We start from the raw sequence: 14,066 nt of genomic DNA, 5'->3' as shown, positions 1-14,066 counted from the left end.
CTTATTACTTTTAATATTATGTGGTAAATTGTAATTTTTCAAGTGTGAATTTTAATTCAACTTTAATTTCACTTTTTAAATATACTGTTTCAAACGAGATAATACTTTATCTTTACCAAGTACTTCAATTGTATTTGGTAATTCAGGACCATGCATTTGACCAGTTACAGCTACACGAATTGGCATAAATAATTGTTTACCTTTTATACCAGTTTCTTTTTGAACTTCTTTAATTGTTTTTTTAATTTCTGTAGCTTCAAATGGTTCAAGTGCTTCTAATTTACCATATAAATGAGTCATTAATTCAGGAACTTGTTCTCCATTAATCACTTCTTGTTCTTCTTCTCCAAATTCTGGCATTTCTTTAAAGAACATTTCTGAAAGTGGTACGATTTCTCCTGCATAACTCATTTCTTTTTGATATAAAGCGACAAGCTTACGTCCCCAATCTAAATCTTCTTCAGATGGATTTTCTGGGATTAAGTTAGCTTTGATTAAATGTGGTAAAGCTAATTCAAATACTGTTTCAGTATCTTTTTGTTTCATATATTGGTTGTTTACCCAAGCTAATTTTTGTTTATCAAAGAATGCTGGTGATTTAGATAAACGTTTTTCATCAAAGATTTTAATGAATTCTTCTTTAGAATAAATTTCTTCTTCGCCTTCAGGTGACCATCCTAATAAAGTAATGAAGTTAAATAAAGCTTCTGGTAAATAACCTAAATCACGATATTGCTCGATAAATTGTAAAATTTGGCCATCACGTTTACTTAATTTTTTACGCTCTTCATTAACAATAAGTGACATATGAGCAAATCTTGGTGCTTCCCATCCAAATGCTTCATAAATCATTAATTGTTTAGGTGTGTTTGAAACATGATCGTCACCACGAATAACATCAGTGATTTCCATAAAGTGATCATCAATTGCTACTGCAAAGTTATATGTTGGTACACCGTCTTTTTTAACGATTACCCAGTCACCCATATTATTTGAATCAAATGAAATTTCACCTTTAACCATATCGTTAAATGCGTACGTTTTGTCTTTAGGTACACGGAATCTAATTGATGGTTGGCGTCCTTCCGCTTCAAATTGTTGGCGTTGTTCTTCAGTTAAGTGAGCATGTTGGCCACCATATCTTGGCATTTCACCACGCGCAATTTGAGCTTCGCGTTCTTCTTCTAATTCTTCTTCAGTCATATAACATTTATAAGCTTTATCTTCATCTAATAATTGTTTGATAAGTGGATTATAGATGTCTGCACGTTCAGATTGACGATAAGGTCCATAACCTTTATCTTTATCTACTGATTCATCCCAGTCTAATCCTAACCATTTTAAATTATCGAATTGTGAAGATTCTCCATCTTCTAAGTTACGTTTTTTATCAGTATCTTCAATTCGTACTACAAAATCGCCATCATAATGTTTAGCAAATAAATAGTTAAATAAAGCAGTACGTGCATTACCAATATGCAAGTAACCTGTTGGACTTGGTGCGTATCTTACTCTTACGCGTTCACTCATTTTATCCACTCCTGTAGTTTAAATTATTAATGTTTTATTGGTGTATACCAATTTTATTCAACTTTTTATTGAATAAGTAACGAATGATTATGTTTATACAGTAAACAATAGTCTGATAATGATTGACTTTGTCATTTACCTTCTAATTTATTAATCATTAATCTCACAAATTGTGTCAAAAATTATTGTAGCACTTCTCAGCTACTTTGATAAGTTACTCGCATTTATTTTTCAAGTAATATATTTCCAGATTATATGAAAATGCCTGCTTAAATTAAATTCATTTAATCAGTTGGTGTTTCATTTAAATTTTTAGCGAATACAATACGTCCGGAAGAAGTTTGTAGTAAACTTATAACTTCTAAATCCACGTGTTGTCCAATCAATTTTTTAGCATTATCGACAACAACCATTGTTCCATCATCTAGATAGCCGACACCCTGACCCGGCTCTTTACCCATTTTAGTTAATAAAATATTCAAATGATCTCCTTGGTGTACATTAGGTTTAATTGCCTCTGAAAGATCATTAATATTCAATGCACTAATTCCATGTACGTGACATACTTTATTAAGATTAAAGTCCGTCGTAATAATATGCGCATGATGTTGTTTTGCTAATTTAATTAATAACATATCAATATCACTATGTGATTTGGTTGGGTTAATGACACGTGTTGGATATTCTAAATCATAAATCTGATTGAGCTTATCCAAACCACGTTGTCCTTTTTCTCGCTTTACACTATCATTAGCATCCGCTATAATTTGCAATTCGTTAATTACACCTTGTGGAATAAGTACTTCTCCATCCATGAACCCACATTTCATAATATCGATAACTCTGCCGTCAATAATAGCACTTGTATCAATTATTTTTGGAACTGCTTTAAAAGAATGTTGAGACATTGAGCGTGAAATATTTTCCGGTAAGAACATCAACATCTCGTCTCTCTTTTTCAAACCAAATTGGAAGCCAAAATAACATAAAATCATCGTAATAATAATTGGTATAAAATGATTTAAAATGGAATTACCAATCAATTCCAAGATAAATGAAATCATAACGGATATTAAAAGTCCGATAATTAAACCAATAGTTGCAAACAAAATCTCTACTGCGCTTCTCTTCATTACTGTATGTTCTAATTCTTTAAAAGCGTATGTAATATGTTTAATAAAGAAACCAAAAACAATAAAAAATACAACAATGCCAATTAATCCGTCTATATAATAGTTAGTGAGTATAGGATAATTACTTAAGCCTAAATCTTTTATAACTTCTGGTATTATAATGATGCCTAATGTTGCACCTACTACCATATAAATAACGATTACAATTAATCTTAATGGATTCATTTTTTACCTCCTTTCATTTAAATGATTTATGAATTAAATGCATACTTTAATGCGTCATGAACTGATGATACACCGACAACTTTTATATCCTCAGGGAATGTCCAACCACCAATATTAGTTTGTGGAATAATCACCCTTTTAAATCCTAATTTTGCAGCTTCTTGAACACGCTGTTCAATTCTTGCTACTCGTCTTACTTCACCAGTCAAACCAACTTCGCCAATAAAACAATCTAAGCCGTCTACTGCTTTATCTTTAAAACTAGATGCAGTAGCAACTATAATACTAAGATCAACTGCTGGTTCAGTTAATTTCACTCCTCCAGCTACTTTAATATATGCATCTTGTTGCTGTAGTAGATAATTTTCTTTTTTCTCTAACACTGCCATTAATAAGCTCAAGCGATTGTGGTCAATGCCTGTAGCCATTCGACGTGGGTTGTTGAATGTTGTAGGTGTTACTAAAGCCTGAACTTCAATAAGTAAAGGTCTTGTTCCTTCCATAGTCGATACTATTGTTGACCCTGGAACATTAGTAGAACGTTCTTCTAAAAACATTTCGGAAGGATTCATAACTCCTTTTAACCCGCTTTGTTTCATTTCAAAAATACCCATCTCATTAGTTGAACCAAAACGGTTTTTAACGGCTCTTAATATTCTATAGGCATGGTGTTCATCACCTTCGAAATAAAGCACTGTATCAACCATGTGTTCGAGTAATCTAGGTCCAGCTATTTGCCCCTCTTTAGTAACATGACCAACAATAAATGTCGCGATATTCATTTGTTTAGCGATATTCATTAAGCTTTGTGTACTCTCTCTTACTTGAGAGACAGAACCAGGTGCGGAACTAATTTCTGGGTGATAAATTGTTTGTATTGAGTCAACGACTAATAAATCTGGATTAATATCTTTAACTGTCTGATAGATTACTTCTAGATCTGTTTCAGCCAACACTTGTAACTTGCTTGAGTCTTCTTCTAAGCGATCTGCACGAAGTTTTGTTTGATTAATTGATTCCTCACCTGTAATGTATAAAACATTTTTAGATTGAGAGAGAGAAGCACAAATTTGTAAAAGTAATGTTGACTTCCCAATACCTGGGTCACCGCCTATTAAGACAAGCGATCCATTTACAATGCCTCCACCAAGTACACGGTTAAACTCTTTTGATTCTGTAAGCACTCGTGGTGTAGATTCATGTTTAATACTGTCCAGTGTTTGTACTTTTCCTGCAGTTTCTTTGGATTTAACACCATGTTTTGGATTGGCGGCTTTTTCAACTATTTCTTCCATTTGGTTCCATGCACCACAGTTAGGGCATTTCCCCATCCATTTTGGAGATTGATAGCCACATGCCATACATTCAAATATTATTTTTTTCTTGGCCAAATTCGCACCCCCGTTTTATTTAAGAACAAATCTATTTTAAACTGACAAATTCATAATGACAAATTAAATGTTAATACTTTAATTAATTATTTAAAATTATTCAAAATCACTATGATTATGTCAATTTTTGTATTGTATTAATTGTTCAATACTTGTTTGTTACCAATACATACTAATTATTTCAAAAGTCTTTGATATCATCGTCTATTATTATGGCACATCTTGATAGAGTATTCATTTATTTTTTATAATGATTCTAATTTAACATTACTAAATAAAGAGGCAGGGACATTTTAGTCCCTACCTCTTTATTAATAATCAATCTATAAGTTGATTACGCTTCTGTAGAAGCTTTATCTTCTTTTTTATCTTGAATATCATATTTAAATTCTTCACCATCATGATCAACAGTTACATTCTTACCTTCTAATTGATTACCGTCTAATATTAATTCACTTAGGTTATCTTCAACTGTCTTCTGAATTGCGCGGATAAGTGGTCTTGCACCATATTCTGGGTCATATCCTTCTTCAGCAATTTTTTCTTTAGCTTTTTCAGTTACTTCAATATTTATATTTTGTTCTGATAAGCGTAGTGTTAATTTATTAACCATCATAGTTACGATTTCTTTAAGTTCATCTTTAGATAATTTATGGAAAACAATAATGTCATCCACACGGTTTAAGAATTCTGGACGGAATGCATTTTTAAGTTCTTTCATCATTGTTTTACGTATTGATTCATAATCTTGACCATCATTGGCACCACCAAAACCTGCGAAACGTTGATCTTGTAATTCTTGAGCGCCAACATTTGAAGTCATAATAATCACTGTATTACGAAAGTCAACTTGACGTCCTTTAGTATCAGTTAAATGACCATCATCTAATACTTGTAGCAAGATATTAAATACGTCTGGATGTGCTTTTTCAATTTCATCGAATAGTATAACTGAATAAGGTTTACGTCTAACTTTTTCAGTTAATTGGCCACCGTCATCATGGCCTACATAGCCAGGAGGGGCACCAACTAAACGACTGACAGCGTGTTTTTCCATAAATTCACTCATATCAACACGAATCATTGCATCATCTTCGCCAAACATAGATTCAGCTAAAGCACGAGCTAGTTCTGTTTTACCTACGCCTGTAGGACCTAAGAATATAAAGCTACCAATTGGACGTTTAGGATCTTTTAATCCTGCTCTTGCACGTCTTACCGCTTTACTAATAGAAGTCACAGCATCTTTTTGACCAATAACTCGATGATGTAATGTGTCTTCTAAGTTAAGTAAGCGATCTGATTCAGTTTCATTAATTCTTGTTAACGGAATACCTGTCCAACCCGCAATAACTTCTGCAATATCTTCTTCAGATAATGATGTACTTACGCCATCTTGTGCGTTTTTCCATTCATTTTTAGCTTCTTCAAACTGTTTTTCTAATTTAGTTTGTTTATCTCTAAGATTTGCCGCGTTTTCAAATTCTTGAGCGTGAACGGCTGCGTCTTTTTCATTTTTAACTTTTTCAATTTGTTGTTCAATTTCTTTTAAGTTATTAGGTGTTGTATGACTTTTTAGTCTTACTTTTGAGCTTGCTTCGTCAATTAAATCAATTGCTTTATCAGGTAAAAATCTATCTGATACATAACGATGACTTAATTTAGCTGCCGCTTCTAAAGCTTCATCTGAAATGTTAATACGATGATGGGCTTCATAACGGTCACGAAGTCCTTTTAAAATTGCAACAGTATCTTCAACTGAAGGTTCATCAACTTGTATAGGTTGGAAACGACGTTCTAATGCTGCGTCTTTTTCAATATTTTTGCGATATTCGTCTAAAGTAGTCGCACCAATGCATTGTAATTCTCCACGAGCTAAAGCAGGTTTTAGAATATTAGAAGCATCTATGGCACCTTCAGCTCCACCAGCACCGACTAATGTGTGCAATTCATCAATAAATAGAATAACATTGCCTGCTTGATGAATTTCTTCCATTACTTTTTTCAAACGTTCTTCGAATTCGCCACGATATTTAGTTCCAGCTACAACTGTTCCCATATCTAAAGACATGACACGTTTGTTTTTCAATGTTTCTGGTACTTCATTATTTACAATTGCTTGCGCTAATCCTTCAGCAATCGCTGTTTTACCTACACCAGGTTCACCAATTAATACTGGGTTGTTTTTAGTACGACGACTAAGTACTTCTATAACACGTGTGATTTCTTTATCACGTCCTACTACAGGATCTAATGTTCCATCTTTAGCAATGACTGTTAAATCACGTGCTAAACCATCTAAAGTTGGTGTGTTATTAGATTTATTTGCTTGAGCATTTTTATTACTCATTTCTGGACTACCTAAAGCTTTAACGACTTGAGCACGTGCTTTTGTAATATTTAAATCGAGATTTGCAAATACACGTGCAGCTACGCCTTCGTTTTCTCTAATTAAACCAAGTAGTATATGTTCTGTTCCTACGAAATTATGATGTAATTTTCGTGCTTCATCCATTGATAATTCAATAACTTTTTTAGCTCTAGGCGTATAGTGAAGTGTCGCCATTGGTTCTTGACCGTGTCCAATAAGTTTTTCTACTTCTTCTACTACTCTGTCCTCTGTAATATTAAAACTTTCTAATACTTTTGCTGCAATGCCTTCAGGTTCTTTCATTAAACCTAGTAAAAGATGTTCTGTTCCAATATTTGAATGATTCAATCGAATTGCTTCTTCTTGTGCATGTGCTAACACACGCTGCGCACGTTCTGTTAATCTACCAAATAGCATATAATGTGTTACCTCCTATTTTATATGTTCTCTCAAAATATTAGCTCTTTTTTCATTGACTGGTGTTTCATCTTCTTCATCAAATAAAAATGGAGTTTGAATGCCTACCATTAATTCATTAAATTTAAAATTATCAAGTTTAATATAATTTAAATCTATACCTAATTTAACTTCACTCAACCGGTATGATGCTTCTTCCATAGAAATAAGTCTGCTATTTTGAAGTATTCCTAGCGAACGATAAACTCTATCTAACGTTTCTAATTGCTTATGCTCATCTAATCTTTCCCGAATTTGAAGCTCTTCATTTATAATCTGATTAATAACTTCTGTTAAGTTTTCAATAATTTCTTCTTCTGTTTTCCCCAATGTTAATTGGTTTGAAACCTGATAAATATGACCATATACTTGTGATCCTTCACCATAAATACCTCGAATTGTAAATCCAAATCTATTTATAGTTTGAGAAATGCCTGTCATTCTTTTCATAATTGAAAGACCTGGTAAGTGCAACATCACGCTTGCTCTCATCCCAGTACCTATATTAGTAGGACAAGTAGTTAAATAACCTAAATGTTCATCATAACTAATATCAAGTTTTTGATCTATTGTATCATCAAGTGCTGAGGCTTCTTTGTACAATCTTTCCAATGATAAATCAGTACCTAATGCTTGAATTCTTATATGGTCTTCTTCATTTATCATTACACTGATAGATTCATCATCATTTAACATGACAGCTGCTGCCGGTTGTTTAATTAATTCTGGACTTACTAAATGTTTAGCTACTAACTTCATTTTATTTTGTTGGTCCATCACATCTAGTCTTTTTAAAGTCATATTAGGTAAAGCATCTTGTACTTCATTAATAACTCTGAATCCATCTTGTTCTGTTGGGAACATAAGGGGGTGAACGTGATTTTCTAGATTTCTAGCTAAACGAATTCTTGATGAAATCACAACCGGTGCTTCCTTTGCTGTTTTCATCCATTTACTTACATTTGGCTCTAAGTCACTCATCATGTTGCACCTCGCCCTCTTCACGTAGCGCTTTAATTTCATCACGTATAATGGCTGCTTGTTCAAAATCTTGTTCATCTATTAACTTTTGTAAATATTGATTTTTTTCTTCGATTTTCTTTTTAAGTGCAAGTTTATGATAAGAAGACTGAGGTACTTTTCCAACATGTTCAAATTGACCACCTTGCACACGTCTAACAATGTCTAAAATGTCATCTTTAAAAGTTGCATAACAATCTGAACAACCGAATTTACCTACATGTGCAATATCTTTTAATGTCATCTGACAAGTTGGACATCGCTTTTCTTCTTTAAATGCCATTTCGTGAAAATTAATACCATGCTTAGTAGCTAAATGTTGTAATATTTGTTTTACAACAAATGCTTCTTCGATATCATCTTGATGATATGATGATTGTTCTTGATGTGTCCATGGATTATCACCTTGTGCACAAGTACTACATACCCATTTTTCTTGCACACCATCTTTACTTTTAACAGTTAATTTAACTTCAGCCTCATTTAAATGGCAATTTTCGCAAAGCAAAAAGCAACACCTCAATTCTCCTAATAATAATTGATAACTGGTAAAATTCTTTTGAGAATATTAGCTCTAATAATATCACGAGATACAATATCCATTTTCAGAGTTTCTCGATCAATTGCTGCAATAATCATTTTAGCTTCTCTTTCATTAACTAGTCCTTTATCTAACAACCCATCTATTAAATAGAGTGCTTGTTGTTGAGATATGGATGGACCTATTAACTGAAGTAAATGATTAATATAACCTGTCTCATCTTTGTTTTCAATTTTTGTGATTCGGATGTAACCACCGCCACCACGTTTACTTTCTATTTCGTAACCATGCTCATTTGTGAATCGTGTTTTAATAACATAGTTTAATTGAGAAGGGACACAATCGAAACGTTGAGCTATGTTTGCTCTTTGAATTTCAACCACGTCTTCATTGGTTTCTTCAAATAAATGTTTAATGTATTGTTCTATGATGTCGGACATATTATGCATGATTATCACCTCTTTTTTGACCTTCTTTGACTATATTATATGACCAACTTTGACCATTTTCAATTATTTTGACTTTAAATTTTTAAAATTTATGATGTTAGCGTTTCTATTTTATTGTATGATAGACAATAGAATAAATTAAAGGAATGAAAAAACACATGCATATTCTCATTGGGATTATTGGAATCATTTTCTTCTTAGCACTCGCGTACTTATTTAGTTCAGATAGAAAGAATATTCGATGGCAATATGTTGGATTATTGCTAGTTATTCAATTAATTTTTGCGTTTATTTTACTTAAAACTAATATTGGTATTTCAGTCATTGGTGCTATATCTAATGGATTTGGTTATTTATTGTCAAAAGCAGCTGAAGGAGTTAATTTTGTTTTTGGTGGCTTTAAATATATTGACCCTAAAAACCCACCATTTTTCTTTAACGTTTTATTACCAATTGTATTTATTTCAGCATTAATTGGTATCTTGCAGTATACAAGAATTTTACCTCTTATTATTAATGTCTTAGGTTTTCTTATTTCAAAAATTAATGGTATGGGTAGATTAGAATCTTACAATGCTGTAGCAGCAGCAATTTTAGGTCAATCAGAAGTGTTTATCTCATTAAAACAACAATTACCTTACATACCTAAACAACGTTTATATACATTAACGGCATCAGCAATGTCTACAGTATCAGCTTCAATTATTGGTGCTTACTTTACATTGATTGAACCAAAATACGTTGTAACAGCTGTTGTATTAAATTTATTTGGTGGCTTCATTATTGCATCTATCATTAATCCATATAAAGTTAATGAAGAAGATGATAAATTATTAGTTGCTGAAAGTGAAACAAAAAATCAATCTTTCTTTGAAATGCTTGGAGAGTATATCTTAGACGGATTTAAAGTTGCAGTAATAGTTGGTGCAATGTTAATTGGATATATCGCAATTATCGCATTACTAAATGGTTTAGTGAGCGGCGGCTTTAGTTTAGCAAGTGGTGGCGCAATCAAATGGGATTTCCAAACTTTAATTGGATTTGTATTTGCTCCGTTTGCATTTTTAGCAGGTGTTCCATGGAACGATGCAGTTCAATCAGGTTCTGTGATGGCTACTAAACTATTATCAAATGAATTTGTGGCAATGCAAGCACTTGGTAAATTAAATGGGATTTCTGAACATGCTAAAGGTGTTACTTCAGTATTCTTAGTATCATTTGCAAACTTTAGTTCAATTGGAATTATTTCAGGTGCTATTAAATCTCTTAATGATAAAAAAGGTGATGTTGTTGCAAGATTCGGATTAAAATTATTATTCGGTGCAACTCTTGTATCATTCATTTCAGCAGCAATTGCTGGATTCTTCATCTAATAATAAATAAAAGGCAATGCATACATTGGAGTTTGTAACCAATCCAATCATGCATTGCCTTATTTTTATTTTTGAATCATATGATTAATAAAATAATCAGTTACTCGGTAATCATCTGTTAATTCTGGATGGAAAGAAACTCCTAAATATTTATCTTGCTTTACAGCGACAATTTTGTCGCCTACTTCGCTTAAGATTTCAACATTATCTCCAACTTTTGCTATATGAGGTGCTCTAATAAATACGCCTTCAATATCAGTAGCTATACCTTTTATTTCTAATTCGGATTCAAAACTATCTACCTGTCTTCCAAATGAATTACGTTCAACAGTAATATCCAACTTATTTAAATATCCAGTTTCTCCTTCAACATCACTGGCTAATACTATTAGCCCTGCACATGTACCAAACATAGGTAATTCTGATTGTTGTAACTTTTCTTTAAAACCATATAAATCCATTAATCTTCTCAATGTTGTTGACTCGCCACCAGGTAATATTAAGCCATCAATATCATCTAACTGTTCTACTTTTTTGATTGCAATACCTTCATGACCACTTAACTCTATATGTCGAATATGTTCTCGAACTGCTCCTTGCAGTGCTAATACACCTATTTTCATATACTACCAACCACGCTCTTGCATACGTTCTTCTAAAGAAATTTGATTAATATCTAAACCTTTCATAGCTGTACCTAATTCTGCTGCTAGTTTACCGATAAGTTCATAGTCTTGATAATGAGTAGTAGCTTGAACGATAGCTTTAGCAAATTTTTCCGGATCTTCAGATTTAAAAATACCTGATCCAACAAATACTCCATCTGCGCCTAATTCCATCATTAAGGCAGCATCTTGAGGAGTAGCAACACCACCAGCTGCAAAGTTTACGACTGGTAATCTACCATGATCTTTAATTTGTTTTAATACTTCGTATGGTGCACCAATATCTTTGGCAAAAGTCATGATTTCGTCATCATTCATTACAGTCAAACGACTTACTTCAGCATTCACTCTTCTCATATGTCTAACTGCTTCTACTATATTACCTGTACCAGGCTCTCCTTTAGTACGTAACATAGCTGCTCCTTCGCCAATACGACGAGCTGCTTCGCCCAGATTACGACAACCACAAACGAAAGGTACAGTGAATTGATCTTTACGTAAATGGTATTCTTCATCTGCTGGAGTTAATACTTCTGATTCATCTATATAGTCCACTCCCATTGCTTCTAAAACGCGCGCCTCTGTAATATGACCAATTCGTGCTTTAGCCATTACTGGGATTGATACTGCATTCATTACTTCTTCAACAATTTTAGAATTAGCACTACGAGCAACGCCACCCGCCGCTCTAATATCAGAAGGTACTCTTTCTAAAGCCATTACTGCTACAGCACCAGCTTCTTCAGCAATTTTCGCTTGTTCAGCATTAACTACGTCCATAATGACGCCGCCTTTTTGCATTTCAGCCATACCACGTTTAACTCTTTCAGATCCAACTATTTTAGACATACAATCTACCCCTTTACTTCTTGATTAAATTTATTGTAAAGGATAAACTGATATTTAAAAAGGTTCAATTTATACATAATAAAGGCGGTCAGTTTAATGAGACATTCTAATTCATTATATTTAGATTTATATGAAAAACTGAAAAAACAAATAATAGAAGGACAATATCAATCCAACGATAGATTTCCCTCTAAACGACAATTAAGCGAACATTTATCTTTAAGTAACACAACGATTGAGCATGCCTATCAATTACTACTAGATGAAGGATTTATATACTCTAAACCGAGATCTGGATACTATGTATCTGATATTGAATCATTACCGGTTCTTCCTAACCCCTATGTAACAATTTCAAATGAACAAATTGATGGAATTGATTTAAATGTAGAACATAATGATTATGATTATTCTTTTAATTTATCAGAAATTGATGCAGAACATTTCCCATCTCATTTATTCCGGAAATACGCTAAAGAAGTATTTGAAGATCATAACTTAGATTTTTTACAAAGAGGTAATAAACAAGGGGAATTCGAGTTAAGACAACAAATTGCACATTACTTATTCACTAGTAGAGGTGTTACTGCACACCCTCAACAAATTGTTATTGGTTCTTCTACTGAACAATTATTAAATATGCTAACTGATATACTTGAATCTTCATCATTTATTATTGAAAAGCCAAGTTATCCACCTATTAAACAAGTTCTAGATAAAAAGAAATTTAAATATTTACAAGTACCAGTCGAAAAAAGCGGCATACAAACTAAACCCATTTTTTCTTCGAATTATAACGTACTTTATATTACTCCATCACATCAATTTCCAACAGGACACGTTATGAATTTGAAAAAAAGAACACAGCTTATCAATTGGGCTCAACATCAAACTAACAGATATATTATTGAAGATGATTATGATTCAGAGTTTAGATATTTTGGAAAGCCAATACCCGCATTACAAAGTCTAGATTCACAAGATAAAATTATTTACATCAGTACATTCTCTAAATCAATTTACCCAAGCTGTAGAATAGCGTATATAGTATTACCTCCTAAAATATTAGATTTATACCACCAATATGATTATAGTGAAGCAAACACTGCTCCAGTACATATACAAAGAATTATCGCTCAATTCATGAGCAGTGGAAGTTTTGAACGTCATTTAAATAAAATGAGGAAAATTTATAAAGAAAAATTAACGTATATTTTAAATGCACTTTCCCCATATGAAGAACAACTAAAAGTTGATGGTGCTTTAACTGGTATGCATTTTACATTAACAGTTTTAAATGGATTAAGTATGGAAGAATGCATAGATCGTGCTAAACATCACTCATTAAAATTAACACCATATCAATTCGATGATGATGTAAAAATAAAACCAAAGTTTATTATAGGTTTTGGAGGAATTCCAAAAGAACAATTAAATTCACATACAGAAGCCCTTATTAATTCGTTAATTATAAAGTAACACTTCTTTTTATTTAAAAAGTTAGTGTTACTTATGCAATTGACTTTAGTCTATTGTATTCATAATTAACTTTACAAAAACATTCCTTAATATATTAGTTGCATATTCTAAAAATGATTTCATCATCCAAAAATATTGTATTAAAAAACTGGACAGATAAAATTTGAATTTTCATCCGTTCAGTTTTTTTTTAAATAGATAAATTAAGACATAAAAAAAAGACCTTACGGTCTCAATGCGGCTCATCGCATCCTATCATTTGCCTGGCAACGTCCTACTCTAGCGGAACGTTAGTCCGACTACCATCGGCGCTAAGGAGCTTAACTTCTGTGTTCGGCATGGGAACAGGTGTGACCTCCTTGCCATTGTCACCAGACAAATGGAATGTATTATACATTCAAAACTAGATAGTAAGTAAAGTGATTTTGCGTCGCAAAACATAAAATTGATTAAGTCTTCGATCGATTAGTATTCGTCAGCTCCACGTGTCACCACGCTTCCACCTCGAACCTATTAACCTCATCATCTTTGAGGGATCTTATAACCGAAGTTGGGAAATCTCATCTTGAGGGGGGCTTCATGCT

At 32.7% G+C, this 14,066-nt stretch carries 11 protein-coding genes and 2 rRNA genes; 2 read left to right on the top strand and 11 right to left on the bottom strand.

From position 1 onward, the window contains the following. Positions 1-75: 75 nt before the first annotated feature. The 7 genes from gltX to N524_RS0109495 form a co-directional block, all read right to left on the bottom strand. On the bottom strand, positions 76-1,530 hold the full coding sequence (gltX, locus tag N524_RS0109525; RefSeq protein WP_017638460.1) for a glutamate--tRNA ligase: 1,455 nt from the start codon (positions 1,528-1,530) through the stop codon (positions 76-78). A gap of 284 nt (positions 1,531-1,814) precedes the next feature. Continuing rightward, a complete protein-coding gene (locus N524_RS0109520; protein WP_029056344.1) occupies positions 1,815-2,888 on the bottom strand; it encodes a PIN/TRAM domain-containing protein in 1,074 nt (357 codons plus the stop codon). Positions 2,889-2,914: 26 nt separating this feature from the next. After that, positions 2,915-4,279, bottom strand: coding sequence for a DNA repair protein RadA (gene radA, locus N524_RS0109515; RefSeq protein ID WP_029056343.1), 1,365 nt, complete (start codon positions 4,277-4,279; stop codon positions 2,915-2,917). A 334-nt stretch (positions 4,280-4,613) separates the two neighbouring features. Continuing rightward, the gene (locus tag N524_RS0109510) at positions 4,614-7,067 is read right to left on the bottom strand and encodes an ATP-dependent Clp protease ATP-binding subunit (protein ID WP_029056342.1); all 2,454 of its coding nucleotides are present in this window, start codon (positions 7,065-7,067) and stop codon (positions 4,614-4,616) included. 15 nt (positions 7,068-7,082) lie between these two features. Next, on the bottom strand, positions 7,083-8,087 hold the full coding sequence (locus tag N524_RS0109505; RefSeq protein WP_037555779.1) for a protein arginine kinase: 1,005 nt from the start codon (positions 8,085-8,087) through the stop codon (positions 7,083-7,085). Continuing rightward, positions 8,080-8,634, bottom strand: coding sequence for a UvrB/UvrC motif-containing protein (locus N524_RS0109500; protein ID WP_029056340.1), 555 nt, complete (start codon positions 8,632-8,634; stop codon positions 8,080-8,082). The genes N524_RS0109505 and N524_RS0109500 overlap by 8 nt, the downstream gene beginning before the upstream one ends. Positions 8,635-8,654: 20 nt before the next feature. Then, positions 8,655-9,116 (bottom strand): CtsR family transcriptional regulator, encoded by a 462-nt coding sequence (locus tag N524_RS0109495; protein ID WP_002451197.1) that lies wholly within the window; start codon positions 9,114-9,116, stop codon positions 8,655-8,657. A gap of 158 nt (positions 9,117-9,274) precedes the next feature. On the opposite strand from N524_RS0109495, the gene N524_RS0109490 reads away from it, so the two are divergent. After that, entirely contained in the window at positions 9,275-10,489 is a 1,215-nt protein-coding gene (locus N524_RS0109490; RefSeq protein ID WP_017638466.1) for a NupC/NupG family nucleoside CNT transporter, read from the top strand. Positions 10,490-10,554: 65 nt separating this feature from the next. Here N524_RS0109490 and pdxT read toward each other — a convergent pair whose 3' ends face one another. Together pdxT and pdxS are read right to left on the bottom strand one after the other, a co-directional pair. Continuing rightward, the gene (pdxT, locus tag N524_RS0109485; protein WP_017638467.1) at positions 10,555-11,112 is read right to left on the bottom strand and encodes a pyridoxal 5'-phosphate synthase glutaminase subunit PdxT; all 558 of its coding nucleotides are present in this window, start codon (positions 11,110-11,112) and stop codon (positions 10,555-10,557) included. A gap of 3 nt (positions 11,113-11,115) precedes the next feature. Then, positions 11,116-12,003: a pyridoxal 5'-phosphate synthase lyase subunit PdxS gene (pdxS, locus tag N524_RS0109480; RefSeq protein WP_029056339.1), complete on the bottom strand. Its 888-nt coding sequence runs from the start codon at positions 12,001-12,003 to the stop codon at positions 11,116-11,118. A gap of 96 nt (positions 12,004-12,099) precedes the next feature. On the opposite strand from pdxS, the gene pdxR reads away from it, so the two are divergent. Further along, entirely contained in the window at positions 12,100-13,482 is a 1,383-nt protein-coding gene (gene pdxR, locus N524_RS0109475; RefSeq protein ID WP_017638469.1) for a MocR-like pyridoxine biosynthesis transcription factor PdxR, read from the top strand. 261 nt (positions 13,483-13,743) lie between these two features. On the opposite strand, the gene rrf is transcribed toward pdxR, so the two are convergent. Next, a 5S ribosomal RNA gene (gene rrf / locus N524_RS0109470) occupies positions 13,744-13,858 on the bottom strand. 69 nt (positions 13,859-13,927) lie between these two features. Further along, positions 13,928-14,066: ribosomal RNA gene (locus N524_RS0109465) — 23S ribosomal RNA — on the bottom strand; the annotation flags it as partial.

It is taken from the genome of Staphylococcus sp. URHA0057 (assembly GCF_000620265.1).
Lineage (GTDB): Bacteria > Bacillota > Bacilli > Staphylococcales > Staphylococcaceae > Staphylococcus > Staphylococcus pasteuri.
The sequence above is the reverse complement of the archived record's forward strand: the minus strand, read 5'-3'. Positions and strand labels throughout refer to the sequence as shown.

Bases quoted from the DNA above. Each gene is read 5' to 3' on its own strand.
- gltX (WP_017638460.1), bottom strand. From the start codon at position 1,530: ATGAGTGAACGCGTAAGAGTAAGATACGCACCAAGTCCAACAGGTTAC.
- N524_RS0109520 (WP_029056344.1), bottom strand. From the start codon at position 2,888: ATGAATCCATTAAGATTAATTGTAATCGTTATTTATATGGTAGTAGGT.
- N524_RS0109510 (WP_029056342.1), bottom strand. From the start codon at position 7,067: ATGCTATTTGGTAGATTAACAGAACGTGCGCAGCGTGTGTTAGCACAT.
- N524_RS0109505 (WP_037555779.1), bottom strand. From the start codon at position 8,087: ATGAGTGACTTAGAGCCAAATGTAAGTAAATGGATGAAAACAGCAAAG.
- N524_RS0109495 (WP_002451197.1), bottom strand. From the start codon at position 9,116: ATGCATAATATGTCCGACATCATAGAACAATACATTAAACATTTATTT.
- N524_RS0109490 (WP_017638466.1), top strand. From the start codon at position 9,275: ATGCATATTCTCATTGGGATTATTGGAATCATTTTCTTCTTAGCACTC.
- pdxT (WP_017638467.1), bottom strand. From the start codon at position 11,112: ATGAAAATAGGTGTATTAGCACTGCAAGGAGCAGTTCGAGAACATATT.
- pdxS (WP_029056339.1), bottom strand. From the start codon at position 12,003: ATGTCTAAAATAGTTGGATCTGAAAGAGTTAAACGTGGTATGGCTGAA.
- pdxR (WP_017638469.1), top strand. From the start codon at position 12,100: ATGAGACATTCTAATTCATTATATTTAGATTTATATGAAAAACTGAAA.